23 protein-coding genes and 2 tRNA genes are annotated in these 25450 nt (G+C 53.6%); 6 read left to right on the forward strand and 19 right to left on the reverse strand.

Annotated features, from left to right (window positions below; genetic code table 11):
- The 3 genes from SH678x_RS10345 to SH678x_RS10355 form a co-directional block, all read right to left on the reverse strand.
- The gene (locus SH678x_RS10345) at positions 1–2376 is read right to left on the reverse strand and encodes a dockerin type I domain-containing protein (RefSeq protein WP_496922831.1); all 2376 of its coding nucleotides are present in this window, start codon (positions 2374–2376) and stop codon (positions 1–3) included.
- Positions 2377–2462: 86 nt separating this feature from the next.
- On the reverse strand, positions 2463–3386 hold the full coding sequence (locus tag SH678x_RS10350; RefSeq protein WP_496922832.1) for a PEP-CTERM sorting domain-containing protein: 924 nt from the start codon (positions 3384–3386) through the stop codon (positions 2463–2465).
- 313 nt (positions 3387–3699) lie between these two features.
- Positions 3700–4869 (reverse strand): XylR family transcriptional regulator, encoded by a 1170-nt coding sequence (locus SH678x_RS10355; protein WP_496922833.1) that lies wholly within the window; start codon positions 4867–4869, stop codon positions 3700–3702.
- 500 nt (positions 4870–5369) lie between these two features.
- On the opposite strand from SH678x_RS10355, the gene SH678x_RS10360 reads away from it, so the two are divergent.
- Positions 5370–6503 carry a DUF1559 family PulG-like putative transporter gene (locus SH678x_RS10360; protein WP_496922834.1) on the forward strand — a complete coding sequence of 378 codons (1134 nt, stop codon included), beginning with the start codon at positions 5370–5372 and terminating at the stop codon, positions 6501–6503.
- 123 nt (positions 6504–6626) lie between these two features.
- The gene (locus tag SH678x_RS10365) at positions 6627–8150 is read left to right on the forward strand and encodes a PEP-CTERM sorting domain-containing protein (protein ID WP_496922835.1); all 1524 of its coding nucleotides are present in this window, start codon (positions 6627–6629) and stop codon (positions 8148–8150) included.
- Between the two features lie 195 nt (positions 8151–8345).
- On the opposite strand, the gene SH678x_RS10370 is transcribed toward SH678x_RS10365, so the two are convergent.
- From SH678x_RS10370 to SH678x_RS10390, 5 genes are all read right to left on the reverse strand, one after another.
- The gene (locus tag SH678x_RS10370; RefSeq protein WP_496922836.1) at positions 8346–9767 is read right to left on the reverse strand and encodes a sensor histidine kinase; all 1422 of its coding nucleotides are present in this window, start codon (positions 9765–9767) and stop codon (positions 8346–8348) included.
- A gap of 92 nt (positions 9768–9859) precedes the next feature.
- Positions 9860–10549 (reverse strand): response regulator transcription factor, encoded by a 690-nt coding sequence (locus SH678x_RS10375; RefSeq protein ID WP_496922837.1) that lies wholly within the window; start codon positions 10547–10549, stop codon positions 9860–9862.
- 357 nt (positions 10550–10906) lie between these two features.
- The gene (locus SH678x_RS10380) at positions 10907–12466 is read right to left on the reverse strand and encodes an alpha-amylase family glycosyl hydrolase (protein WP_496922838.1); all 1560 of its coding nucleotides are present in this window, start codon (positions 12464–12466) and stop codon (positions 10907–10909) included.
- Between the two features lie 197 nt (positions 12467–12663).
- Entirely contained in the window at positions 12664–13125 is a 462-nt protein-coding gene (locus SH678x_RS10385) for a hypothetical protein (RefSeq protein ID WP_496922839.1), read from the reverse strand.
- 227 nt (positions 13126–13352) lie between these two features.
- The gene (locus SH678x_RS10390; RefSeq protein ID WP_496922840.1) at positions 13353–13595 is read right to left on the reverse strand and encodes a hypothetical protein; all 243 of its coding nucleotides are present in this window, start codon (positions 13593–13595) and stop codon (positions 13353–13355) included.
- A gap of 559 nt (positions 13596–14154) precedes the next feature.
- On the opposite strand from SH678x_RS10390, the gene SH678x_RS10395 reads away from it, so the two are divergent.
- Positions 14155–14916: a hypothetical protein gene (locus SH678x_RS10395; protein ID WP_496922841.1), complete on the forward strand. Its 762-nt coding sequence runs from the start codon at positions 14155–14157 to the stop codon at positions 14914–14916.
- Positions 14917–14943: 27 nt separating this feature from the next.
- Here SH678x_RS10395 and SH678x_RS10400 read toward each other — a convergent pair whose 3' ends face one another.
- From SH678x_RS10400 to SH678x_RS10425, 6 genes are all read right to left on the reverse strand, one after another.
- Entirely contained in the window at positions 14944–15162 is a 219-nt protein-coding gene (locus SH678x_RS10400; protein WP_496922842.1) for a hypothetical protein, read from the reverse strand.
- A gap of 88 nt (positions 15163–15250) precedes the next feature.
- Positions 15251–15586: a hypothetical protein gene (locus SH678x_RS10405; RefSeq protein ID WP_496922843.1), complete on the reverse strand. Its 336-nt coding sequence runs from the start codon at positions 15584–15586 to the stop codon at positions 15251–15253.
- A gap of 421 nt (positions 15587–16007) precedes the next feature.
- On the reverse strand, positions 16008–16574 hold the full coding sequence (locus SH678x_RS10410) for a hypothetical protein (protein WP_496922844.1): 567 nt from the start codon (positions 16572–16574) through the stop codon (positions 16008–16010).
- A 537-nt stretch (positions 16575–17111) separates the two neighbouring features.
- Positions 17112–17387, reverse strand: a complete 276-nt coding sequence (locus SH678x_RS10415; protein WP_496922845.1) for a hypothetical protein — start codon at positions 17385–17387, stop codon at positions 17112–17114.
- A 305-nt stretch (positions 17388–17692) separates the two neighbouring features.
- Positions 17693–17766, reverse strand: a tRNA-Asp gene (locus SH678x_RS10420).
- Positions 17767–17944: 178 nt separating this feature from the next.
- Positions 17945–19798, reverse strand: a complete 1854-nt coding sequence (locus tag SH678x_RS10425) for an adenylate/guanylate cyclase domain-containing protein (RefSeq protein ID WP_496922846.1) — start codon at positions 19796–19798, stop codon at positions 17945–17947.
- Positions 19799–19971: 173 nt separating this feature from the next.
- Here SH678x_RS10425 and SH678x_RS10430 point away from each other — a divergent pair, with 173 nt between their 5' ends.
- The gene (locus SH678x_RS10430) at positions 19972–20313 is read left to right on the forward strand and encodes a hypothetical protein (RefSeq protein ID WP_496922847.1); all 342 of its coding nucleotides are present in this window, start codon (positions 19972–19974) and stop codon (positions 20311–20313) included.
- A 60-nt stretch (positions 20314–20373) separates the two neighbouring features.
- Here the strand turns inward: SH678x_RS10430 and SH678x_RS10435 are convergent, their stop codons facing one another.
- A complete protein-coding gene (locus tag SH678x_RS10435; RefSeq protein ID WP_496922848.1) occupies positions 20374–21012 on the reverse strand; it encodes a hypothetical protein in 639 nt (212 codons plus the stop codon).
- Positions 21013–21191: 179 nt separating this feature from the next.
- Here SH678x_RS10435 and SH678x_RS10440 point away from each other — a divergent pair.
- A tRNA-Arg gene (locus SH678x_RS10440) sits at positions 21192–21265 on the forward strand.
- A 9-nt stretch (positions 21266–21274) separates the two neighbouring features.
- Positions 21275–22231 carry a serine hydrolase gene (locus tag SH678x_RS10445; RefSeq protein ID WP_496922849.1) on the forward strand — a complete coding sequence of 319 codons (957 nt, stop codon included), beginning with the start codon at positions 21275–21277 and terminating at the stop codon, positions 22229–22231.
- A 1-nt stretch (position 22232) separates the two neighbouring features.
- Here SH678x_RS10445 and SH678x_RS10450 read toward each other — a convergent pair whose 3' ends face one another.
- The 4 genes from SH678x_RS10450 to SH678x_RS10465 form a co-directional block, all read right to left on the reverse strand.
- Positions 22233–22883, reverse strand: coding sequence for a choice-of-anchor F family protein (locus SH678x_RS10450; RefSeq protein ID WP_496922850.1), 651 nt, complete (start codon positions 22881–22883; stop codon positions 22233–22235).
- Between the two features lie 33 nt (positions 22884–22916).
- On the reverse strand, positions 22917–23525 hold the full coding sequence (locus tag SH678x_RS10455) for a hypothetical protein (protein WP_496922851.1): 609 nt from the start codon (positions 23523–23525) through the stop codon (positions 22917–22919).
- Between the two features lie 33 nt (positions 23526–23558).
- Positions 23559–24647, reverse strand: coding sequence for a WD40/YVTN/BNR-like repeat-containing protein (locus tag SH678x_RS10460; protein ID WP_496922852.1), 1089 nt, complete (start codon positions 24645–24647; stop codon positions 23559–23561).
- Positions 24648–24789: 142 nt separating this feature from the next.
- Positions 24790–25431 (reverse strand): PEP-CTERM sorting domain-containing protein, encoded by a 642-nt coding sequence (locus SH678x_RS10465; RefSeq protein WP_496922853.1) that lies wholly within the window; start codon positions 25429–25431, stop codon positions 24790–24792.
- Between the last annotated feature and the right edge of the window lie 19 nt (positions 25432–25450).

The raw sequence follows: 25450 nt of genomic DNA on the forward strand, positions 1-25450 counted from the left end.
TCATGCCCAATTGGTACGCCGGAATAGCAAGCCGCAGGCGGCCAAGCTAACTAAAACCAAGCTGCCGGGTTCCGGCACGGCCGTCACGCCCGAGACTTCCGGCGGATTGCCATACTGATCGTGCCAGATTACCAGATCGAGTTCGTTCACTTGGCCGTCGTTGTTGGCATCTCCCGTGGCGAGTGAGGCCGGTCCACCGAAGCCGCGTTGCCAGATGAGAAAATCACGGCCGTCGACGTCGCCATCACCATCGAAGTCGGCATTGTCGGCTATGACCCCGGTGATGACACTTAATTCGCCAGTTTGTAGCAGGTTGCTGGCGTCCCAAATCAATCCACCGCTGAGAGCGGGCAGATCGAGCGTAAATGAACCGAGCGAAGATGCGAAATCAAATAGATCAAATGAATCGCCCGCCGACGGCATGAAGCTCAGCAAGTCGATATCAAGTGTGCCGCCCGCCATCAACGCCCCGCCGATGAGCAGCTTGTCGAAGCTGGAGGTGGAGGCGATTTCCATTTTCAAAATACCGCCAGAGTTCTGGGCGAAGTTCCCGGAGACTTCAAGCATGCCCGGAGAGTTTCCCGGCGAAACAAGCCCTTCGTTCATAACGTTGCCGATGATTTCGCCCGTGCCGCTGAGTGTGCCTTGGGTACCGACGGCCACGATTGGTGCGAAAAGTGTTCCCGCGGATGCGATTGTGAGCTGACCTGTGCCACTGGCCGAGCCGACTTCCACCCCTTCGGCCGCATTGAGCCAACCGCTGGTGATGTTGAGTGTGGCGTTGTTCCCTGCCTCGGGGGCAATTTGCAGAATGCCCGCGTGTTGGCCGACTGCGTCGACAACGACCGTGCCATTTTCGATCACAGCAAGATCATACTTCGAAGGTTGCCAATTGGAGCCCGTGGTGATGCCGCCATCGTCGGTCTTCCAATTCATGATGTGGGCATAGCGATTGTTAAGGCCACCATTAAAAACAATTGGCGCGGGGGCGGGGAACTCCCCTTTCTCGTTGATGAATTCGATGAGATTGATGTACCCGTCGTTATCGAAGTCGGCGTTCCACACCAAATTGCCACCGTGCAGCGTTTCCCAAGCGTCGGACATGGCGTCGTTGTCGACGTCGTAACCTGCGGGGTGAGTCGTCATGGGAGTGGCGAGCAGGGCATTCAATTCACTGGCAATCGGAGCCGCGGCACCAATAGGTACGCCGGTGAAGTCGGTGACGTTGCCAATCACGCGCGAATCGATGGCATCGCGGGCCCACCACCAGTTGCCGACGTAGTCGACGATTTGTTCGTAGGCCTCGGGGGCGGTTTGCGTGGTGACTGCGGGGGTGGCAAACGGCGAGCCCATTTGCGTGAGGGTTTGGTCGGTCACCGGTGGAGAAACCAGGAACATGCCCCAACCTGTGTTCGAGCCATCGAGCGTTGTGTTCTTATTGGGATCGATATAATTGCCGGATTGATAAACGCGGGCGTCCATGTTTTTGTCGACGCTAAAGGCGATATTCGCATTGCCGGTCGTGCCAGGGCCTGCGATGACGTAGTTTCCGACATAGTTGATGTCGGCATACTCTTGTTCCGCCTCGCTGCTGCCACCGGCGTAGCTAGCGCGGTCGCGGAAGTTGTAAATGACGTTATTGCGGAAGTCAGCTGTGAGTGTTTCGCCGTTGTAGGTGCCAAACCGAGCCTGGCGGCTGGCGTTGTTGGCGTACAGGTTGTGGTGAAACGACACTTGCGAATCGATCCGTGGGCGAATCAACGAACCATATGCATGGCCGTTCACGAGCGCGTCGTGAATCATCGAATACTGCACGGTCACGTTGGTATTGTTGTTGGCGACCGAGAGGATTTCGTCTTCCGACCAAGAGCCGGTCACATGATCGAGCATCAAATTCGTGCCCAGGCCGCTGCCTGCGAGTGTGATCGAGTCGGAATTGTCGGCCGTCCCTTTACGGAAAGATAAGTATCGCAGTACAACGTTGCGATTCTCTTTGCCGCTGCTATGAGTGAGCTGCACCATGTCGCCGTAGATAGTGACGGGGCCCGGGGCGGTCTGACCGGCGATGTAGTAATTCGAGAGGTTTTTGATGTCGAGATTGTCGCTGGTGAGGTTAATCACACCGGCGACGTCGAACACGATAATTTTGTTGGTGCTGTTTTCCTGAAACGCACCGCGCAAGGATCCCGCGCCGCTGTCGTTGAGATTCGTCACACGGTAGACCGCCGCATTCGAGAGCCAACCACCCGCTGGTGCCGTGCCCGACCAGTTGCCGCCGTAGCCTTCCGCACCCGGGAAGAACGGAAGCTGGGCCTGTGCCTGGGAGCATACAACAACGGCCAAACAAAGAACAACGAGCCCAACGAACTTACGCATGACGGGTCTCCGCTTGGAAGCGTAGAAAAAAGGCGGTGTCCCGTCTGAGGAACACCGCCTGAATCCAAATTAAAAAGTACAAACTCTTAGCGCTGACGACGCAGCAGCAAAGCCAGCCCGCTCATTCCGAACAGAGCCAATGAAGCTGGTTCGGGAACCGCGGGAATGAATTCGACACGAAACAACGAAGTGTCAAACGTCGATGCCGTCGTGGCGGCATTCGAGGGACGCAAAGCGAACGTGTCGAAGGCAAATGAACTTGGTGTCGGATCGTTGACGCTGACTGTGGCGACTCCCGAATTGTTCAGGTTGCCACCGGTCATCGTGGAAACAATGTCCAGCGACGTGCCATTGCGCGTCATGGTCAATTCATAGGTGTAATTTACGCCTTCGGCATAACCTGCGGCGCCAGTCGTGGCACCGTTTGCCAGCGAGGACCAGTTGCCAGACGTACTAAGCAAATCACCCGCCGCACCACGTTCCCGCAGCTGAAAGGGATTGGAATTACCCAAGGTTGGGCTCATGTTCATGAACATGGAATAGCCAGTGTAGACTGCATTTCCTGGCGCGGCATTCGTGTCGATGCGAGAAGCAGCAGGTGAGTCAACAACTGCTAAACGATGGTTTTGGCTGGTATTGCCAGCACCAAGACCACTGAGGCTATATGCCCAGGTGACTTTAATCGCGTCACCATCATTGGCAAGGTTAATTTCCGAGCCTTCAGCAGTGAAATAGGTCGTCCAAGAGGCCGATGATGCGATGACGGCTCCGCGCAGTGGACCACCAACTCCGACCGGGTTGAGCGTGCCACCGCCACCTTGGAACCAAGCTGATTCGAGATCGCCGTCGGAGTCGGAATCGACGCCATTTTCAGAAAAGATCGGACCCGCTGGGTCGTCATCGGTGCCATCGATCCAGGTGTCGTTCACAACGACGCCCGCAACAGCAGGTGTGTGAATCGAGAAAAGCGCAAGTGCGCACACAAGACATGCAAGCCACGAACATTTCATTAGACAGTCCCTCCCGGTTAGTGAAAAACTCGCTGTAGTAGTCGATAAGAATAGTTGTCGGTAATCAAGATAAGTGGGCTAGCAACTTGCCCGGGTATGTGCGTTAGCTGGGGAGCGAAACGCACATTTGATTATCGAGAAAAGGTTACTGACATCGCCGCCGCGATGCCTCGTTCATATTACTTTAATTGACCATTTCCTTTTTGGCCTGCATTTACACTAACTCCGTGTTAAATTGCGCACAAGGAGCAGTTTTTGCATTCAATTCTCATTTTGCGCAAGATCGTAATTGCGTAATTTATGTCGCTGAACATTAGGGTTTGGTTACCTCGCCATGGTGCGCGCGGCGGTATTCGCGCGGGCTCATGCCGAAGCTTTGACGAAAGGCAGTCATGAATCGCTTCGCGGAATTGAAGCCAGTACGCTGAGCAATTTGGTAAATCTTGATGGCCGGGCTTTCCGCCAACAATCGCCGCGCATGCTCGAGTTGCTGTCGGCGGATGTATTTGTAAGGGCTCTCGCCGACTGTTTCGCGAAAGCTGTATTCCAACCACCGGCGCGACACGCCCACATGCAGGGCCAGTTCTTGCACGCCGAACGGCTGCTCGATGTGCTGGAAGATGTAGTTGATGGCCTCTCGGATGCGACTATCAGACACGGCGATGACCCGTGTTGATTCGCGTTCGACGATTCCCGCGGGGGGGATCGTTGTGAACTGGCTGGCACTTTTACCCTGCAAAAGATTGTGCAAAACGGCGGCGGCTTGATAGCCCTCAAGGCGGTCGTTACGGGCGATGCTGCTCAGCTGTGGCTGGATGTGTTGGCAGATGACTTCCTCGTTATCGACCCCCAACACGGCGATATCTTGCGGGACGTTAATTCCACTTTCTCTGCATGCGTCAAGTACTTGCCTGGCTCGGTAATCAGAAACTGCGAACAGCGCCACGGGGGCGGACAGATATCCGAGCCACTCGGCCAGGGCCTGATATTGCTCCTGCCAATGCAGCTCCTGCACACCAAAAGTGGGGGCGGCGAGCAGCACATTACAGCGAAATCCGGCCGCCGCGAGCCGCGATTCAAAGCCTTCCTGGCGTAGTTGGGAATACCCAACCTTGGTGAGGCCATAGTAGGCGAAATTCGAGAAGCCGCGCTGGATCAAATGATCGGCGGCCATTTTGCCCAACAGCAGATTGTCGATGTTCACCCGGGGGACGGGGGACTCGACCATCGCGCTCGAGATGTTGACCATCGGCACCCCCAATCGCTGGGCACAGGCCACTTCCTCGGCTGTGTTGAGCGCGGCGATCACGCCGTTGCCGCACCGTCCTTGGAGATCGAGGATCGAGAGCGAAAGCGATTCGGGGGCAGTAATAAACGACCAACGACAGCCATGCTCGCGTGCGTATTGCAATACGCCGTCGATAAGCATTTCCTGGTGGGCCCCACGAGGAAACGCGAGCGCGATTTGATGAGCCTCGGTCATTGGATGAAAAGTGATATTTTTCGCAGAAAAGGTACGCTATCGTGCGATGCGCATTGTTGAACCATTATTGCAAGAAGTGCCTCTAGAATGCAAACCATATTCTTTTAGAATGAATGAAGAACTTTTCAAGAGGCTTGCTTGCATATTTTTTCGCAAAGCTTAATCGACCTAAAGCGGGAGTCGTTTCTGATAGAAATTGTCCTGTTGGCAACGACAGGGCAGACAGGTTGATGAACGATTCGGAAGAACGCTGCGTGATTCAGTCTGCCAAAAAGCTGTACCGGGAGCACATTTAAATTAGGATAGGTTCTAGCGGCAAAAACTTCCTTTCGTTTGCTCTAGTCACTTATCGATTTGTTCCACGCTTGAAGATCGACGGCGCAATCTTGGCGAGCTTATTGCCAATAGATTGTTAGTTGACTTCTGGCAGTTGGACCCCTTTTCCAGAATTGCAAAGACGGCTTGGCCGTCAGTGAAGATCGTTAGTAAGAGGAACTGCTATGAGTCGATCGGTAGTTGTTAGGGAGAGCTTTCTGGGTCAGATCCCTAATTTCGAGGGAAATGGTCCAATTCTGGAGATTTGCCCCGCATCCCGCCGACGCGGTTTTACGCTCGTCGAGCTATTGGTGGTGATCGCGATCATCGGCGTGTTGGTCGCGCTGTTGTTGCCCGCGATTCAAGCGGCACGCGAAGCGGCGCGCCGGACGCAATGCATCAACAACATGAAACAAATTGGCTTGGCGACACTGAATTATCACGATTCACGGCGGGAATTGCCCCCCATGCGCATTGCAGATGGCAATCTAACGTATGCAGCATTGCTTCTGGATTATCTTGAGCAATCCCAAGCTAAAAAGCTGTGGGATAAGAATCGGGGTAGCTTCGGGTGCTTTTACGATCAGACCTTACAAATGAGATCGGCCACTGTGGATGCCTACTTCTGCCCTTCGATGAATCATGAATCGCGAGTGATGTTGGTTCGTAGGGCCGTAGGAGATGGTCATGGTCATCCTCATGGCGATCCCGAGCAATCGGGAACTCCACTTGGCTACTATGGCTCGATTTCAGATTACATGCCCGTGGCCGGTTCGACGTGCTCGATTTTCGACGATGGGGGTGTGCTTAGAACTTGGGAATATTTCGGTGGATTTACGACGGGAGATGCTCATCTCGTTGACGGTCCTGTGCCGCAAGTGAGACGGGCCACTGACTTAATTAAGAATGGCAACCGTGTTATCGGATGGAAGGGATTAACAAGCCTCAAGAGTATCACCGATGGCACGACCAATACCCTTTTAGCAGGTGAAGTTGGTAAGGGCCGTTCGGAGAATGCACACGCTTTTAATGGTGATCATTCCCCATTCGAATTTGTGGGTAACCGCGCCAATAGCGGAAAAGGATTTTGTGAACGCTGTGATTTACCGCCTCGACCGCAAGGTAATACCGAGGCCGCTATCAACTTTGGTGACAGTGGATTCGGTGGAAATCACCCGGGTACCGTGGTTTTTGCAATGTGCGATGGCAGCGTTCAAGGTCTCTCCAGGGATACCGACCTAAATATGCTTGATCGCATGGCGACCCGTGATGGCGGGGAGGTCATCGACATCAATGGGTCAGCGCCAGTCTGTCCTTAATAACAGCATTAATACTAAGGCATAAACTTTCCACCATAGCTTTTCTTTAACTTAGTCATCAAGCCAGCAAGTGTTTGGCGAACGAAATGGCATTCCACCATTTCAACTGGGAGAAACTCGATAATGATTGCTCGACTCTTTGGTGTACCTACAGTATTGAAACTTGTATCTCAAAAGTTATTGTTGCTAGCCGTTGGTCTGATGCTTTTTGCTCCCACAGTAGCAAATGCCGCTATCGTATGGGATGGAGAAAATGGAACGTCGTGGTGGTTTGATCCAGTGAATTGGAATATCAATTCCAATGCCAACAATGTTCTGCCTCCAGGTAGCGCAAGTGCAACCGATATTCAGATCAACAATGGCTATGGCATTAATGCGGAGGGCGTTGTCTACGATCCGACTAACGATCCAAATTTTGCAAATGTCGGTTCATTTACTTTTCCATCCGGATATGGCGCGCAGACTTTCGACAATCTCTATATTTCTCGAGCGACAACCAGTTCAAATTTATTGACCGTTAAAGGCGACATGAACTTTGTTGACGGGATTGTGGTCGGTCGTTCAAGCGGTGTTGATGGTGTGGCTACAACCGGTCGCATCAATCAAGTCAGTGGCAATTTTCTAATTCCATTGGATGAGTTTGATCTTGCGGGACCGGACACGTCTCAAGCGGGCATTGGGAACGGTATTTATGATTATCGCGGTGGTGTCTTCGATATTGGGTCCGTGGGTGGGCCAGGCATGAGAATGTCCCACGGAAGCGGAACGATTAATGGGACGACAGCCCAGCCAACAGGTGCAAGTGGAGTTGCTCGCTTCATCGTACATAATCCAAGTACGGGCGGTTATGCGAGAGCTTTTAACGTGGCAATTGCATCATTCGCAGGAGTTGCCAACACGACCGATGGTGGAACTACCAATCGAGATCCAGACGGTATCAATCGTGGCGTTGGCATTTTCGAATTTCATTATGAAAACGGACAGACTCGTCCGTTTCAGGTACCTTTTAACCTCTCAATAAACAACGGGTTGACTTCAGCTACAGGCGGAACGCGCTCGTCGAGGCTAGAACTTGTTCTGAATGAAGCGGCTTGCGTAGGTGCGGCTTGTGTTCCCAATGATATTGGGCTTTTTGACGTTGATTTCGGTGGGGTTTTCGGTGGGTTGATTTTGGGTACGGGTGACCTCAACGGCAACGGAAGTGAAGTTGATGATCGCGTTTTCTCAAGCGCCGACGGTACGACTCATTATCGTGAAGGTGATATGGTTTCTGCTGTATTCGGTTCGACTCAATACAACTGGACCATCAGCTATACTGGAGATATCTCTTGGATCGATGCTGATAATAGCGTGGTGGACACCATCCTTGGTGCGGGTAATGGTAAAGACGTTGTCTTGATCGGCCACAGCTCCGTCTCTGCCGGAACTCCTGGCGACTTTGACAACGACGGCGACGTCGATGGCCGTGACTTCCTCGCTTGGCAGCGTGGCAATTCGCCGGCGCCATTTAGCTCTGGCGATCTGAGCACTTGGCAAACTGCCTACAATGGCGGTGCCTTGGCGGGAATCGGTGCCGTGCCCGAGCCGACTTCGTTGGTGTTGCTGGGTCTGGCCGTTGTCCCTTTCATGGGACGCCGTCGGGCCTAAGTTCAGCAACGACAAACGCCTGAAACTATAGGGGCGGCTCGACTTTTCCAAACAATGATTGGGCAGAGTCGAGTCGTCCTTTTTTTTGTGTCGATGTTGTGGGTGACGCCTGAATAAACCGTGGGCTAGCGCCCTGCGGCTGATCAAATCAGCCGTCACGCGCTAGCGTCCGGTTCATCACTTTTTGTAATTGCTCTATTCTTGTGCGACCGCGGCACCGTCGACGGCTTGCCATTGTTTGAGCGGCAAGCGGACCGTCATTGTAGTCCCCTGCCCTGCGCCGCTTTGGCATTCAATCGTACCATTGTGCGCTTCGACGATGGCCTTGCAAATCGAGAGGCCCAGGCCGGTCCCTTTCTTGGCATCGCGATTCCGCGAGCGGTCGACGCGGAAGAAACGATCGAACAATTGCGGAATATCGTTGGCCGGAATGCCGGGGCCGGCGTCGGAAACCGACAGCAGCGCCGAGTGGTTGGCGGCATTGAGCACGAGCCGCACGGTCACTTGGGATTGCGGTGGGGAGTATTTGATCGCGTTGTCGAGCAAGTTATTGAGCAACTGCCGCAGATGAGGTTTGTTGCCCAAAACAAAAATGCCACGGGCGATTTCGGACTTTAACGCGACGTTGTTGGCTTCGGCGACGCCGCTAAACATGTCGACCGACTTGGCGACGACCTCGCTGAAATTCACGTCGGCGGGTTCACCAACGTGCGGTCGCGCGGCGGCTTCCGACATCAGGAGAAGTTGATTGACCAAGACTTCGAGCGATTCGCCTTCTTCCATCACTTCTTCCAACAGCCGACGATATTCTTCTTCGCAACGGGGCTTGGTGAGTGCGACTTCAATCGAGCTGTGAATTGCCGCCAATGGGGTCCGTAGCTCATGGGCGGCATCGGCCAAAAAATCGCGTTTTTGATTGATGTAGAGCGCGATGCGGTCGAGCAAGCGATTGATCGTCATTGCCAGTCGGTCGAACTCATCGTTCGTGCCGCGAATCGGCAAACGCTCGTCAAGCGCCGCGGGCTTGAGCCGCTCGGCTGTGGCTGACATTTCGTGCACGTCCTTGGTGGCACGACCCGCTAAGAGATAACCCAACAACGGCGAGAGCAACAAAATCGAAAAACCGGCGGTGACAACCAGACGATCGACGCGAGCAATGTCGGCGGTGAGATTATCCATCGCCGCGCCGACGCAAATTTTTGCGACACCATGGACGTTGGAATCGACTTTCCGGCAAAGTAAACGATTTTGATCGATGGTGCGTCGCGACCGGTTGGACAGCTGCTGAAAGTCGGAGAGGTTGATGGGTAGTTTTTCGCTTTCCCAGATCACATTTCCTTGGTCGTCAATCAAAATGACAAACCAGTCATGCTCTTTGTGCCCGAGGGCTTTGCGACGAAGTTCGTCTTTCAGTTGCAGGAATTGACTCTCAGGCAGTTCTTGAAGCGCGAGTTGAATTTCTTGTGCGTCCTCGGCGAGTAGGTCGTCGGTCTCTTGGAGCATCGTCCACCATACGCCTTGGCGGACGGCAAACAATGCGGCAAGCACAATGGCCGCAACGCCGAAGGTATTCCACAGCGCGATCCGGAAGCGCGCCTTTTGAAGAAAATTGGCCATACGACTCTTGGTTCAAGGAGTGACTGACAATTCAAGTTATGATAGTCAGCGATAGAAAGAGTGCGAAAGCCGCAATTCGCAAAAGCGAACCATTATTGAGCCGATGGAGTCAGTGCTGCTCGTAGCACATAGCCGCGGCCACGCACGGTGTGCAATAAGGGCTCGTCAAAGCCGCGGTCAATTTTGCCGCGCAGCCGGGTGACATGGACTTCAATAACGTTGGTCACTCCCTCCCAGTCGGCTTCCCAAAGATGCTCGCAAATCATCTTGCGAGTCAGAACCTGACCAGCATTGCGCATCAGAAATTCGAGTAAACTGAATTCGGTGGGGGTGAGATCGATTTCTTTGCCTTCCCGCGTTACGCGGCGCGTGGAGAGATCGAGCTGTAGTTGGCCGACTTCCAAGTATTGGGAACTTTGATTGATTGACCGTCGCGTGATCGCCACCAAGCGGGCCAGCAGTTCAGGAAAGGCGAACGGTTTGACGAGATAATCGTCGCCGCCCGCTTCAAGCCCCGCGACGCGATCGTCGACCGAGCCCAACGAAGTCAGAATCAACACGGGGGTATCGATTCCTTGCGCACGGAGTTGTTGGAGCAACTCCATACCATTGAGTTCGGGGAGCGCTAGGTCCAACACAATTGCATCGCTGGATTGCGATTGAGCCTTGGCCAAACCCGCACGACCGTTGGCAACCAACTCGCATTCGTGGCCTGCTTCTTGGAGGCCTTGGGTAAGCGCCCGGCCAATGACCGCATCATCTTCGATAACTAAGACTTTCACGGTTGATCCGCGGGGCTGGTGGAGATGTTCAATGCAAGGTTACTGAAGTTAGCAGCTCGATATGTAATTCTAACGTTTCTATTTTAACGATTTGTGGCCGAAGGGTAAAAGGCGAGCGATTCTTACGGAAATGTAATAGCGATCAATTTGCGATTGCAGCCACGAGAGCTTACAGGTGTCAATCGCGTGGTCTTCCTGCGATCATCGCCTTTCAGCCGAATTTCAGCCAATATCCCAGGCGAATTGACCGTGCCCGCCAGAACAGAAACCGTTTCGAAAAACGAAATCAGCCGCAGGGTTTGGATGACCCGGCGGCTGATTTTACTATTAGATATGATGGTTACGTCGGACAAACATTCAAAAGCGTTTCCTACGGCAGGTTAACAATCCAAACAGCGAAAAACCAACCAGTACGCTATTTGGCTCGGGGACTGCGGTGACATCGGCTGACAGTGTATTGCTGTGACTGCTTTGCCAATTGGTCAAATCGACCACGCTGTAGGGAGCTGGTGATTCACCTCGTTGCCAGGCCAGAAAGTCCCTGCCATCGACGTCACCATCGCCATCAAAGTCACCCGGCACCACGGGCGACGTTTGCGCTAGGATTAGGACTTCGTAGGGATCGAGCGAAAAGAGCGGAGTCAATGTCTGCGAGTCACCCGTAAATTGGTTGTACCAAGACCCTTGCCATTCGGCAGGAATTTGAATGGGATGCGAGCTATTACGCGTGTTAACCAATATCAGCACTTGATCATCCTCATGTTGTCGCATCAGCATCGCCACGTTGCTATTGCTTTGGTCACTCAGCGTTCCTTTTATAAGTGCCTCGTGGTCTTCTCGAATTGCGAACAGCTTTGCATACCACTCGGCTGTCTCGGCACCCGTCGTCCAATCAATTGGCGCCTTCGTGAAGAACGGAATATTTTCTTCCCAGCCGATTTCCTGACTACCGTAGATGAGTGGCGTACCTCCGTAGGCAATTGTCACCACATAAGCGGCGAGCGATGCTTCTAAGCTGCCAAAAACCTCGACGGGTGTGGCATCCCACGCGCTCTCATCATGATTTGTGGTAAAGCGAAGCACGCTTTTGCCGGCCGGAACTCCCGAGAATATCTGTTGATGACCCGCTTGCAATGTCAACGCTGAGCCAGACGAATTAAACATGTTCTTCACTAAGTTGGAGAAACTCCAATCAAATGTCAGGTCAAAGCCGGCTGCATGGTGATCGGGTCGATCCCCCTCGGCGAGCATCAAGAGCGGGCGTTCCGTGGCCCCGCGCACGGCGGGTATGGCTTGTTGCCAGAAATCATAAGGAACAAAGTTCGCAGCGTCAGCTCGAAACCCATCGATGCCGACTTCGGTCACCCAATATTGCATCTCGCTAATCATGGCCGATCGCATGGCAGAATTCGAATAATTCAAGTCGGCTACGTCGAGCCAACCCGTTCCCGGGGGGTGAACTATCTGTCCCTGCGAGTTTTGCGTGTACCAATCGGCATTAGATATCCAAGGGTGATCCCAAGCGGTGTGATTGGCGACCCAGTCGAGAATCACAGACATCCCACGTTCGTGGGCCGCATCGACGAGTGTGTTCAGCTCTGACAAACCACCGTATTCGCTGCTGACACTTCCGTAGTCTTGCACGGAGTAAGGCGAACCAAGTCCTCCGGCGCTCCGCTCTTGTCCAACGGGATGAATGGGCATCAGCCACAACACGTTGGCTCCGACCTCCTGAATCTGATCCAAACGCGCGGTCACCCCAGCTAAATTCCCTGCTTCTGAGAAAGCGCGGAGATTGACTTCATACAAGACGACGTCTTCAAGCGCGGGCAAGGCCACGACAGCTGTGGCGTTCAGCCAGACCAAAAGTCCGGTAAGACTACTAAACAAAGCCCGATTAAAGAGAGTCTGCCACATCCGCCAAAACCCTGGGTATCGATGAGACCCTCATTGTAACAGAAGCTGATTTACCTGTTGAGATTTTGTCGGCATTTCACCAACTGAAATCTGTCTTAAAATCAGGTCAGCGGAAGAGATGGCGAGCGGGCTCGATAGGGGAGAAAAAAACTCCGCACTGGCAACATCGCCAGCGCGGAGTTTTGTGATTTTCAACACTAGTTGGTGCTGCCGGGACGCATGGGAACGTCGGAACTGTCAGGAGCCAAGCTCTGGTCGGTATTCTGACCAGGAGTTCGCTCGACATCGGCGGCCGACCGTTGGTCGCCACGTTCATTGGGATTATTGCCTTGGTTGGCAGCGGGAGCCGAGTTAGCAGCCGTGGGAGGTGCGGGAACTTGGTTGTAGTCCGATTCATTGGAATACGACTGGTCATTCATCTGCGAGCTGTCAATTTTTTGAACTTGCTGCTCGTCATAGGTGCTAGATGATTCATAACCCGCCATGCCGCAACCACATGGCGCAGGCGCGGCCTGATGATGACACGTCTGAGCACAACATTGATGATGCGATCGATGTGGCCGACAACGCTTGCGGCAGCGCGCTTCGGCGCTCTCGCTCACCAAGCTAAACAGTGAAAGTGCGATGAGAAAACTCGCAATACCTTTGAAACGACTCATTTTTTGTCCCCTCTGTGAACAGGTTTAAGAGATCAGCCGAGTGCTGATTGATTCTGTTTAGAGCTGGCAACTGACGTGCCGACAATTTACGACTCGCTTATGCGAGTGGCCCGACCTAACACTCATGAGTAAGCTCCGCGAAAAGGGCTATTGGTGTTTTTGTAACCGAATTGACCGATTGATGGTCACCACATTGCGAAGGCGTTAGCATAGCCACCTGTCCACAGCTAATCGAGTTCATCGAGCAAGCCTTGGATTTCTTCACGGCTAGTTTTGCTCTCGAACACGATCGAGGCCAGGGGTTGATTGTTTGGGTCCACAGGTTCTTCAAGCGTGTATTTCAGCCCCACACTATCAAAAAGCACCCGAATTTGAGGAACTTGGACCGGTGCGATGTCGAGGCATAGTCGACCATCGCCATCCTCGTGGACTTTGATCGGGATATTGTCCGTGGTGCTCGCGTCGCGCATGAATTGAATCCTTTTCGGGGGTTACTTGTACAAATTGATAGAGTTATAAGTTGCAATTGAATTGCCGAGATCAGGCTCGATCCGAAGCCGCCAAGCTTATTCGAGTAAAATCCAAACCTCGGCGATATGCTCTTTCAAATCGTAGTGAGCCCGTAAGTCGGGCGCATATAACTCAAATGCATTTCCTATGCCCTTCGTCGTGTGGGAGTGCATCACGGCATTAAGAATGGAGTTCAGGAACGCCGCCTTCGGTCGACGAAAAGCGACGCAGTTCGCGGAGTTGCACCCGTTCCGCAAGAAAGTAGACAGGCGCAAAGCCCGGCGAATGACTAGGGAACAATCGACCACAGCGTTAGACGGGTTTTTTGGCCGGGCTGCCTAGTGGGCAGTTTGCTCTTTGACAATTTGGGTAGGTGGCTCGTCGGTCAGATCGTAAACGGCCGCGGTGGGGCTATGTCATTTCCGTTGGGTAAAGAATTCCTACAATATTGTTCTGCACCTAACGAATACGTGAACTAGACGAATTGTTGACGGCTATTAAGTAAAGGCTTTCAGACCCATGCTTAAGATACTTCAAGATAACCTAACCCTTTTAAGTATCGCTATTCCGATTTACGGAACGGTTGTACATATGAGGTATGACCAAGGTTATCTTGAACACTTCGGAGTACCGCTCAGTACCTTTCAGCCTTCACTAGGCGGAATGCTAGTTTCTCTCGCCAGTGTTGCTGGGCTTATACTAATGACTTTGTTTCTGTACGCGGTCGTTGGTATGCTGGAATGGATTAGGTTGCCGTTTCTAAAACGTATACAACAGAGTTTAACTATCTTCGTTCCGTTATGCTTTCCGCTTTTTCTGCTTTCAGATGGGGATGTTACGGTTAGTGTTTTGCTGTTGGTGATTTTGCTAATGCTCTTTTTGGTTATGTTCAAGGTTCCGAAAGGAGAGCGTCGCCAGTACGGGGGGTATTGGAGGGCATTGCAACAACGTATCAACCATTTTCAGTACCCGCCCGACAATGCGGAAGAACATGCATCAATGATGATGAGCGTCTTTGGCGTTGGCGTAATTATCCCACTTTTCATCGCCTACGCTCTAGGCGGACTTTCAGCCCGAAATCAAACACTGTTCCACGTAAAGGAGGGGAGCCAATCGGAAATCCTTGTGACACAGTACGCCGAAACTCTCGTTTGGGCGAAACTCGATGACTCCAGCCCGCCCAGGCCGATAGCAACTACAGTTCAACAACTAAGCGAAACCCCTATTACTTTCGTTCTTAAAGAGATAGGGTATGTTGCACGCGTCGAGACGGCTAACTAGCCCGCCCGGGCTGTGGAGAAGAGCCGGTTACTGGCTGATCGACATAGAATCTTTGGCGTCGACGGTAAACGCGGTGGTCGCTTGACAATACTCGGCTGGTCCGGCATGCGGAAACATTAACTCGAACGCCGCGGCGACTCGTTTGGCGTCTTTCTCGCAACCACAGCGGAGGGGGAAGCGAAGAATATCCGATTCAAAAACCCAGCCGTCGACGGAATTAACAATTCTGTTGAGTGGTCGAGCCATATTGACGGCGGTCCTTAAGCGAAAAATGAAAATTGGCTGGCCATGAACCAATCTATTGCGGTCGCTAGTATTTTGCAACTACTCGCATTTAAGAAATTTTTGGCAAGTGTTCACCCGTGCATTGATAATAGGCTTTTTCGAGAGGTATCAACTCACCACCGGAACCCCCCGGGCTGGGGTTTACGCACAGTTCGCGGATAGGGGGTCCATCGACGACATACGCGACGGCGAGAAACTTCATAAAGTCGCTAACCAAATTAACCGTAAAAGTTCCGCTAGAACGTTTAGCCAAGTAAGCGGTCAACGCCGCGGGAGTTGTAAAAGCCTGAGTGGCTTGGGGGGAATCGCAAGGTGTTTCGTCGGGCGGTGACTTAATGCCTTTGGCATCGGTCACAATCCAAAATGGAAAAGAGAGATTGGCCATGATCCGCCCCAGTTAAGTAGTTGAGCGGATTTAACTGTGGTGAATCTGGTTAATTAACATCGCCTAGTTTGAGCAAAAAACAACCAACTTGACACACCCACGGCCAGAGCGCAACAACGGGCCGTCAGCATCCGCTGGCCGTGTCTAGAAAACGCGAGAATCCAAGAGGAGTTCTCTTGTGTTCTCTCAAAACACGGTCTCAACGCCCGGTTGCGTGAGCCATCGTTCAAGCATCGATCTCACCTATACCATTACGATAGTATCCCTTGCACCTTGTGCGTGCGTAAGAAGCGATTGGCTGGAAACGCATCGGAGCCACGCCGGGCTCACCGTGAACAACGTGCCAAAGCGAAGTTGGCCGAAGTGTAGTTTTCTATACCCCGATGCCTGGGTAATTGCCTGGGGAGCGGGGAGATTATTTTCAGCGTTGGCGGCGGAATGCCAGCGGGAGCAAACAGCCTACTAGGATCAGTGTCGACGGTTCAGGAACGACGGTCGCCGTAAACGTAACTGTTGTGGGAGAGTTGTAAAAATAAAGATAGCCGCCGGAAGTCAATATCTGCGAACTCAGAGTTAAAAGGTTGTAACCTCGGCCAGTAATAGGGCCGAGCGACGAACCCAAATCCCATGTTGTGAATGCGTCGTTAGTGGGGCCGTTAAAAAGATCAGTGCCGTACTGATAGCCGTTGCCAAACCCAACCGTTGAAGTTCCGTTGTTTACAAAAGTTTTCGTTGGCATTGTGATAGCGAACTCTCCCAATGATCCGACTGAGACAGTAGCCGAATCGTGGATGATGTGAAGACCCGTACCCCAAACGCTCGGACGACGATTAGCAGTATCACCGTAGCCCGTTATCGTGATCGACAAGTCTGTAAAAGGAACAAAATTGAAATACCCGCTTCCAGTGGTTTGAACCGTGAACTTAGCCGGTGCCGCAACCGCAAAGGTAGGGATTTGAAAAAGAATAATAAACAGGAGCCATTTCATTAGCAGTTCCCCAGATTAAAAGACCATTTGAAAAGACTGCGAGTAGTGTATCTCGGTTGAATATTGAAAGCAATAATTTAACCCCCGTCTAATTTTCCGCAAGAAAACTAGAAGCCCCCTGCCCTTTGGCTAATGACCGAATCAAGGTTTACGTAGTTAAGTACCCAGGCCGTGTAAACCTAGTAATGCGTGCGCAGATCCGAAGACTGGCAAGCTTATTGCCAGATCGACCGGGACGAATAAGTGATGCGATTCCGAGTTGCTATGCGCACCTGAGATTGCTATCTAGCTGGATAGCAGGCCGGTGCAAGAGTGGAGCGGTAACTATTCAACAGCACACGAAAATTGAAATGAGGATGCAGAATTACGTCAGTCAAAGCGCGGACGCCACGGATGGAAAGTTTTGGCGGTGGTGCAGTCTCGATCTGAATGGCGCACTTGTGTGAATAACAAGCGACGCCGAAGGGTTAGAAACCGTTGGAGACTGAACCAGACCCGCCATGACGTTGCGTCTTAACGGCCATGCGAGGGTGTAAATCACTGGTTTGTAGATTTCGGGGAACGCTTCTTCCATTCCGCGTAATAGTTAAGGGCTTCTTTCATGTCGGCAAACTGAATAATCATCCGAACATCTTTTGCCGGAAACCAATATGTTAAGCCAATTCGCGGGTCGCCTGAATCATCGTCGCCGAGTTGACCAACGAAGAAAGTCGAATCGCCAACAGTTTGCACTTTCACATCGACCAATAATCCGCCTTGTGCAGGACCCTCAACCGTAAACATACCAACTTTAATTGTTTGCAAATCAGCCATAACTACCCTCGACACTGATTATAAATAACTATCGTCGAATTGTCGCATATTTTACATTTGTCACGCAATCCCACAGACGCATGACAATGGACCGAATTACCCTATGGCTGAAAAACTCACTCTGCTGCTGAAAAATCATTCAGCCGAGCGCTCCTGAGATTTTTCAGGACGGCATGACCGATGACCAAGTCGTGGTTCCCGAACCGATTGGCGGACCACAAGCGGACAGCGAAGGAAGAATTTGCTCTCCAAAAGAAGAAAGCCTAACAGCCATAAGTGACTGTCAGGCTTAGCTTTTCTTTAAGCGACGCCGACGGGGCTCGAACCCGCGACCTCTGGATCGACAGTCCAGTGCTCTAACCAATTGAGCTACGGCGCCGTGTTTCTGGTTTCGATTCGTTTGCTAGCAAATCCCGTGCAGGACAGGCCTTACACGGGTAGCGACTTTATCGGCAAACGAGACCCGAAAATATACTGCCAGCACCGAAGTCTGGCAAGGGGGCTTGGGGCACCCACCCACCGTTGCTGGGACCTCTCGCCAGGGACCGATGTTCACTTTATTTTCCCGGCAAATGCCAGATCGCGCTGTCAGCTGTAGGTTGAGCGAGCCGAGCTTCGGCAATCCGGTGGTCTAGGGCCTCGACGGCCGCGTCGTGGGGATAATCTTTGCCCATTTTGATGACCAGCTCACCGGCAAGCGTGTGATTCTTGGTTTCGAGCGCCGTCAGAACTTCCTCATACCGCGAGCAATGTTGCTGCCAATCGGGCGGCGTGCTCCGGACGATTTCGTACAGATCGAGCGGTTGTTCGATGTTCACGACTTTCACCCGCGCGAGGCGCCGCGTGGCGTGGGGTTGGGAAAGTCCGCTGAAGGTTGTCCCCGTGATGAGGCATTCCGTGCCGAGATACTTGGTAGACCCCTGCACGCGGCTGGCGATGTTGACGGTATCGCCGAGCGGGCCGTATTTGAATTTTTGCTTTGAGCCGGTGTTGCCGACCCGCGCCACGCCTGAGTTGATGCCGATGCCCAGATGGACATCGCGGCCGAGTTGGCGTTTCCAGCGATTGTTGATTTCGGAAAGCGTACCGAGCATCTTCATTGCTGCGCGACAGGCGAGGTCGGCGTGATCGGCTTGGGCGATCGGTGCCCCCCACATCGCCATCAATTCGTCGCCAAGAAAATCGACCAGCACGCCGTCGCATTCAAGTATGCATTCTGCAAGTGAACCCATCACGTCTTGCAGCAACGTCATCGTGCGCGCGGGGCCAAGTTGCTCGCTGATGAGGCTGAAGCCACGAACATTGGCATAGAGCACGGTGATGTTGGCATCGCGGCCCGTGAGCAGTTGCGGATCATTCTCCAATTGCATCGCCAGTTGCGGCGTAAAGAATTGCTCAAACTGCACGCGGGCCGCTATCGTAGCTTGTTCTTCCTTCACCCGCGCGAGTGCCGCGGCGATGCCAGTCGCCAAGACTTCGACGAGTTTGGCTTCAAACGGACTGATTTCGGGGATGCCCCCGGATTTGTGACTGCTCCTGTCACCGTAAAGGACCCCCAGCACGTTTCCTTTGCCATCGAGAATCGGTGCGGCCACAAGCGCGACGACGTTTTTCAAACTTTGTGCGGTATCGGGGGCGTTGGCGGGAACGTGGCGAAAGGTGCGCCGCTCGCGGATGACGCGTTTGAGCAGCGTTTGATTGGGGATCCACGTATCTTCGTTTTGTCCATCGACAAGCGAATGCAGCGCGGCGACTTTCCAGCGACCGTCGGGTTCGCATTCGATCATTGCCGCGGCATCGAGGCCGACGATTTTGACGAGCGCTTTGGCAGCAAGCACGGGGAAGTCGCGTGAGTTGGCGGCGCTTTGGAATACGCTGAGTACGGTCTCCAGCCATCTGATGAGAAGCCGTTCGTCCATTGTGTCGATGTTGAGTCGTCCCAGGCTCTGCTCGAAAACTTTTGTTCCCGGCGGCAGCGTGGCTTCGGGGAGCGGCTGCAGATCAAGATCCTCTTCCAGTGGCGGTTCCACTCGCACCGCATAGGTGCTGAACTGCGCGAGTAGCGGTGGGCTGGTGATTGTTTTCTCGCCGGGGTTGAGCATGATGTCTCGCGACAACCGCACGGGCTGAGTCTTGCTCAGATTCTTGATTTCAATCTCGTTGTCGCTGATCGCGAGCAGCGAAATGTGCGAGCGCGAAATGTCGACGTCGTCGTACGGAGCGAGCACGATCCGGGCGTGGTCGGAGCGTTCGATCCGCCGCCGGGGAGCCGGTTCGCCCGAGCGTTGTCGACCAATTTCCAAACGCGTGTCGAGCGGCGTGGCGAAGACGCGCTGATGGCGGTGATAGAACAAGACCGAGAGGATGGTCTTTTTGGCGGGCTGCAAAAGTTGAAGGGATGTAGTAGCCATACGGCTCGCGACGCTAGAAAACGAAAAGGTGTGGCCGGTTCCTTGCCTCTTTTATGGTAATCGACGCGGCGGGGTGAGCCTACAGGACGAGCCGAGGAGAGCACGGAATGGCTGCTGTTCTCGGCAAAATATGCGGTTTGGGGCTGTATTGATGATGCCTGGGTGCCCCTAGCGTGAATGCGTTTAACCCCAGAGTATTCCGATGCGACGATATTCTCGCTTGGCAGCGAAACGCCGGATTGGCCACGGGCGTGACCTTCGCCAAGGGGGACGCCAATCACGATGGGGCGATCAATGCCACAATATGCCAACGGATCGCTGGCCGGCTTGACGACTGTGCCCGAGCCGTCGACGTTGTTGCTCGTGAGCTTGTGCAGCGTGCTGGTGTTGAAGCGACGCTCGCGATAATTCGTCATCTTCGCCCAGGCGGAGATACAGTTATATGCAATTTGAAATCGAACAACGGGCCGACAGAGAAGTCGGCCCGTTTTTTTTTGGTGGACATCGAAATCTGAGATTCGTTTTTGGATCCACTGCTCAAATTCTGCTCGGCAGTAACAAACACCTTCACCTGACTATTTCTTTTCTTCTGCTTCCGGCTTGGCAGCATCTTCGGCGGCAGCTTCCTGGGGAAACAAATCTTTGTACCTGGGATTTTCCTTGAGCGCTTTTCGAAGATGTTCCGACCACTCGTCCTTGCGGGCTCCTATCGCCAGGAGCACGTCGTCGGGGGCGTTCGGGTTTTTCGCGAGCGTGATCTCCGTGCCGATTTGATAGGGCTTGCCGTGCAGGCGACGCAGAACTTCGGGGGGGGTGTTAGGATTTCCCGCCAGCCGGTTGTCGAGTTCGTAGCCTGCTTGCAGGCCCGCGAAGTTGGCGAGCGCTTTGAGTCGTTCGGATGAAGACTCCGTTGAACCAGCATCGACAAGGGCCCGTCGGGCATCGTGATAGACGAAAATTGACCAACTGAGCGCGCCGATCCAGAGCACGAGCAGCAGGCAGCCGAAGATTGACAGTCGGCTTTTCATTTCGCTGGTGTTGATCAAGGCGATGGCTGCGATACCCGTGACGAGCCAGAACAGGGTTTTCCCCACCAGATACATCAGCCAGACAGAGTGCTGCGAGTCGGCCCCGAATTCCGACATGAAGCGATAATCGGCGAAAGCTCGGACGGCAATGAGTAATAGAACGATCCCTAAAGCCAATTTTCTCACTGCGAAACCGCCTGCGCTGATTGAATCTGTCTTGCCTATGCGAACACGTAGAATTGCATTTTAGCGACTAGGCCGAGTGGCCGGGAGTGGGCGAGAACGTGCTGGAGCTCATCTGGCGACAGTGACGAGAGAAAAATCCGGCCTGCCCAAAGCGTTATTTCCAGCTAGAATATCAGCACGCGCCTGTAGCTCAGCTGGATAGAGCAGCGGATTTCTAATCCGCCGGTCGCAGGTTCGAGTCCTGCCAGGCGTACTGATATCTATGCTCACGTTCACAGCCATCGCCGTTGTGTTGGCCAATCTTTCGGCACAAATCAGTGGGCCGGCAGCTACCAACCTTCCCTCGCAGTTTGTTGACGATCCGCGGCTTTCGCAGTCTCTCAGCGAGATTGTCACCGAGCTTGGCCTTGATGGCGAGTTTCCGACCGAAGATGGACCCGAGCGGATTTCGCTGGCGGTCGTTGATCTGTCGGCCGATCCGCCGCGGTTGGGGGGCGTGCATGCCGACAACTTCATTTATCCGGCGTCGGTTTACAAAATGTACGTCGCGGCGGAGGTGCTGCGTCAGATTTCCGACGGCAAGGCCGAGCTTGATACGAAGTTTGTCGTAAAGGATCCCAACGTCGTCGACCGCGTGAAAGAAATCCCCACCGATCCGCGGCCGTTGTTGGTGAATGGCGACGAAGTGACGTTGGGGTATCTTTTGGATTTGATGATCACGCGGAGCGACAACACGGCGGCGAATTGCCTTATCGATTTTGCCCAGCGACCGGCAATCAATTCCTTGCTGCACGAGTATGGTTGGCAAGGGAGCGATGTGACACGCAAGTTTCTCAAGCGGACGGTCGAGGACCCAGGTTACGCCGACGTGCCGGGCACGGAAACATGTGCCCTGCATGCGGCGGATTTTCTGTATCACATCCACGCCCGCAAACTGGTGAATCCCTGGGTGAGCAGGCAACTGGAAACTTACTTGGGACGACAGCTTGATAACACGAAGCTCGCACAGAGGCTGCCCCGCGATGCGATGTTCTATCACAAGACGGGTTGGTACGCCGACTGGGCCCACGACGTGGGGATTGTCGACGATGGTAAGACAAAGTTTGTGATTGCATGTTTCTTACCACTCAAGGAAGAAGCCGCGAAACCTAAGTTTAAGGAACTGGGCGAGCGAATCTTTGCGCTGATGGCAGCACCCGAGAGAGCAGCATCTCCGTAGCTTAACTCCTTCTCTTCATGGCGGCGGCTGCCAAAAGTATTGAAGCGAGCAAAAGCGAACTAGGCTCGGGCACGGTGCCGTCAATCGTGGGATACTGCCGAATGGTAAATGCTGTGATTCCGTCGGGCACGTCGATGTGAAAATGGAGATAACCGACATAGACCAACGGTGGCACGACACCGTTGTAGGCATCGATCGTATCTTCGCCCACGACGATGGTCGTAAAAGGTCCCATTGAAGCCGGCGAATTTTGTTCTGGGAAGTCGAAGTCGAGCCCATCCCCCGCTGTTGAACGAGCAAAGTCGGTCCCCATGCCAAAGCCGAGTTCCATGTGGTAGTCGGTCCAAGGAATACCCGTGCCGTTGAAGACTCCTTCGCGGAAATGATACTCGGTCACGCCGCCAGAATCAGACACGGTAAACTCGATATCGACCGGCCCGATGCCGACGTAATTCTTTTGCGGGATGAACACTTCGTTGGGTGACGTGCCAACGGCGTCGTTATTGTTAGGAACGATCGGCGGCACGATCGGTTGAACACCCACCGAGGCGATTCCCGACGACCACGAGAAGCCAGTGATCTCGCCGGCATGCGTGTAGGTTGCCAGGAGTACGTTCACGGCGGCCAGCATTAACAATTGATAGCATTTCATGTTGTTGAATCCTTAAGGAATTGAGTTATCGATTTAGCGACGACGGAATGCAGAGACTGCGAGCCCACCAAGGGCGAGAACGAGAGCAGATGGTTCGGGCACGGTGCTGGTCGGATATTGTTGAATCCGCAAGATTTCGCCGCCGGTGGACGATGTCACTACGAGCGCTTGCTTATGAATCTCCAACACGTCACCGGGTAAAACCGGCTGACTGAATGCAAAAAGATCGAGCGTTTGAGTGCCGAGGCCCGCGGCAGAAAATCCAATCGGCGAATTGTTCACATTGAGACCCACGACGCTGCTCCAGGTGGCTGGCACTAAGCCAACGGGCGGTGGCAGAATGATCTCGTGCCAGTCGGTCCAGGGTTGAGTCCCGACGTTGACAATCGTTTCAATGAGGTCCACGACTTGTAGACCAGGTGGGATCGCATTGAGTGGGTCGCCGATAGATTTCAGCCACGAGTTTGGCGCGGGGCCAAGTGCCACAGGAATAGGACTTGTCGCGGTGCCGATGAGGATTTGGCCGTTTGGCTGAGCAGCGTGGATTGAGAACATTGGCACAGCGGTGCCTTGCGCCCAGGCGATGCTGCTTGTGATGAGTGTTGTAAAAACGACTGCCAAACGTATTTTGTTTTGAGACATGGTAAGGACCTTTCAGAAAGATGGAAAAATGATTTAACGAATCCTGCAACTTGAACAGGCAATTGCGACAAGTCCGAAAAGTAAGAGTGGCGTTGGTTCGGGAACGCTCGGCGGGACAACCGCCACACCCGAAAGCAAGAGCACGCTGGGCGGGAGAGTCGTGGTTTGCGGAGTCCAACTCACCCCTCCGTCGCCCGAGTAAAGCAACAAGCTACTGCTACTCGACGTGGAGAAATTTAAGACCGAGCCCACGGCCCAGCCGTTATTCGCGTCTGCAAAGGCGATGTCACGGAGAACGGTGATCGTGTTGCTGCTCGAGCTGATGTTCGTCTGAGCCCAATTCGCACCGCCGTCCACCGTACGGAGTATTTGACCGCCCGTGACCGAGGTTGCCCAACCTGTTTGGGAGTCGAAGAAATTCACAGCTCCCAGGTCGAATGTCGTACCCGAGATTTGTGCATTCCAAGATGCACCACCATCAGTCGATTTGAGAATCTTTCCGGCCGAGCCCACAGCCCAACCCGTAAGCAGATCAGAAAAATCAACACCATTGAGAATGCCGTTGGCAATTGGACCCGGCAACGAAATCGGGGCGGACCAGTTTGTGCCATCGGTCGTTTTGCGAATGACACTAGCCGTACCGGCAATTTGCCCTCCTACGACCCAACCCGTCGTTGACCCAGGATGAAAGTCGACATCAACAAGACTTTCATCGCTGCCGATGGTCTGCGAAGTCCAGCTCGTGCCGCCATCAGTCGTGCGGGCGATCACCCCTATGATCGGGGCTCCGACACGACGACCCACAGTCCAGCCGGAATTGGCATCTATGAAGTCGACGCCCCGCAATATGTCGTTAGCTTGCAACGCAGGTACGACGTTGGTTTGCGTGGTCCAGGTGCTGCCACCGTTGGCCGTATGCACGATCCGACCCTGCTCCCCCACGGCCCAAGCGTTCAGTGCGTCCACCGCATCAACGCGAGTGAGCTCAATGTTTACACTGCTGGTCTGACTATTCCAGGGAGTGCCGCCACCATCAGTGGTGTGCGCGATCGCACCGAGTCTCCCTGTCACCCAACCGGTGATAGGCAGGGCCATCGCCGGGGTCGTTGCCGCAAAAGCCACGGCCGCGATTGCTAAACATAACTTGCCATGGGTAGATAGTTTCCGTCGCCACCTCGATAGTGCAAACGCGCTTTTTGTCGCAGTAGTATCCATGATGTCTCTCAGATTTAGTAGGATTTAAAGCCGAATATGGCGGTACTGTTTACTTACCGATTGCCCGCCTACGAAGCGCGAACGCTGCCAAGCCAGCCATGGCCATCACTGCGGAGGCGGGTTCTGGAACGGAAAGCTTCGACCATGTGACGGTTACGCGCAAATGTTGCTGTGGAGGAATGACCGTACTGCCCATCGTGGTGGCCGTGGAGGGAATCGCCGTATCGGCGTCGACGGCGTTCAGCACTGAGCCGGGGAGGAAGTTTGGTCCCAAGCCGACAAAGCTGGCCAACACGTCGGCGCGGAGTATGCCTGACCCGAATACCAGGTCAACAGCCCCCAGATTGAGCCCGCCACCACCCGAGGCATTGGGATATACAGCTTCCACCGTCACATAGTTGCCATTGAGATTGAAGTTGCCGTTAACGTCGGAATAGAAGACGTCGTAGTTTTCGGTAGGCAACTGAGAAAAGTCATCGTTACCGGGGCCGAGAACGCCGACTCCCAGTTGATTTGTCATTTCCGAGCTGTTGGGGGCGAAGGTAAACGGTACGAAAGGCCCGGTCGCTTCCCAGAAACGGACGCCTATCAGACCAGGGGTGCTAATAATCGCCGCGTGCGATTGTTGACTTGCCACCATCACAACCAGCGTGACTACTGGCCAGCAAAAATTCTGAATCGATTTGAACATGATTAGATTTCCTGTTGAG

It is taken from the genome of Bythopirellula superficialaquae (assembly GCF_059632245.1).

Excerpts from the sequence above, each read along its gene's own strand:
- SH678x_RS10345 (WP_496922831.1), bottom strand. The coding sequence starts at position 2,376 with ATGCGTAAGTTCGTTGGGCTCGTTGTTCTTTGTTTGGCCGTTGTTGTA.
- SH678x_RS10350 (WP_496922832.1), bottom strand. The coding sequence starts at position 3,386 with ATGAAATGTTCGTGGCTTGCATGTCTTGTGTGCGCACTTGCGCTTTTC.
- SH678x_RS10355 (WP_496922833.1), bottom strand. The coding sequence starts at position 4,869 with ATGACCGAGGCTCATCAAATCGCGCTCGCGTTTCCTCGTGGGGCCCAC.
- SH678x_RS10360 (WP_496922834.1), top strand. The coding sequence starts at position 5,370 with ATGAGTCGATCGGTAGTTGTTAGGGAGAGCTTTCTGGGTCAGATCCCT.
- SH678x_RS10365 (WP_496922835.1), top strand. The coding sequence starts at position 6,627 with ATGATTGCTCGACTCTTTGGTGTACCTACAGTATTGAAACTTGTATCT.
- SH678x_RS10370 (WP_496922836.1), bottom strand. The coding sequence starts at position 9,767 with ATGGCCAATTTTCTTCAAAAGGCGCGCTTCCGGATCGCGCTGTGGAAT.
- SH678x_RS10380 (WP_496922838.1), bottom strand. The coding sequence starts at position 12,466 with ATGTGGCAGACTCTCTTTAATCGGGCTTTGTTTAGTAGTCTTACCGGA.
- SH678x_RS10385 (WP_496922839.1), bottom strand. The coding sequence starts at position 13,125 with ATGAGTCGTTTCAAAGGTATTGCGAGTTTTCTCATCGCACTTTCACTG.
- SH678x_RS10390 (WP_496922840.1), bottom strand. The coding sequence starts at position 13,595 with ATGCGCGACGCGAGCACCACGGACAATATCCCGATCAAAGTCCACGAG.
- SH678x_RS10395 (WP_496922841.1), top strand. The coding sequence starts at position 14,155 with ATGCTTAAGATACTTCAAGATAACCTAACCCTTTTAAGTATCGCTATT.
- SH678x_RS10400 (WP_496922842.1), bottom strand. The coding sequence starts at position 15,162 with ATGGCTCGACCACTCAACAGAATTGTTAATTCCGTCGACGGCTGGGTT.
- SH678x_RS10405 (WP_496922843.1), bottom strand. The coding sequence starts at position 15,586 with ATGGCCAATCTCTCTTTTCCATTTTGGATTGTGACCGATGCCAAAGGC.
- SH678x_RS10410 (WP_496922844.1), bottom strand. The coding sequence starts at position 16,574 with ATGAAATGGCTCCTGTTTATTATTCTTTTTCAAATCCCTACCTTTGCG.
- SH678x_RS10415 (WP_496922845.1), bottom strand. The coding sequence starts at position 17,387 with ATGGCTGATTTGCAAACAATTAAAGTTGGTATGTTTACGGTTGAGGGT.
- SH678x_RS10425 (WP_496922846.1), bottom strand. The coding sequence starts at position 19,798 with ATGGCTACTACATCCCTTCAACTTTTGCAGCCCGCCAAAAAGACCATC.
- SH678x_RS10445 (WP_496922849.1), top strand. The coding sequence starts at position 21,275 with ATGCTCACGTTCACAGCCATCGCCGTTGTGTTGGCCAATCTTTCGGCA.
- SH678x_RS10450 (WP_496922850.1), bottom strand. The coding sequence starts at position 22,883 with ATGAAATGCTATCAATTGTTAATGCTGGCCGCCGTGAACGTACTCCTG.
- SH678x_RS10455 (WP_496922851.1), bottom strand. The coding sequence starts at position 23,525 with ATGTCTCAAAACAAAATACGTTTGGCAGTCGTTTTTACAACACTCATC.
- SH678x_RS10465 (WP_496922853.1), bottom strand. The coding sequence starts at position 25,431 with ATGTTCAAATCGATTCAGAATTTTTGCTGGCCAGTAGTCACGCTGGTT.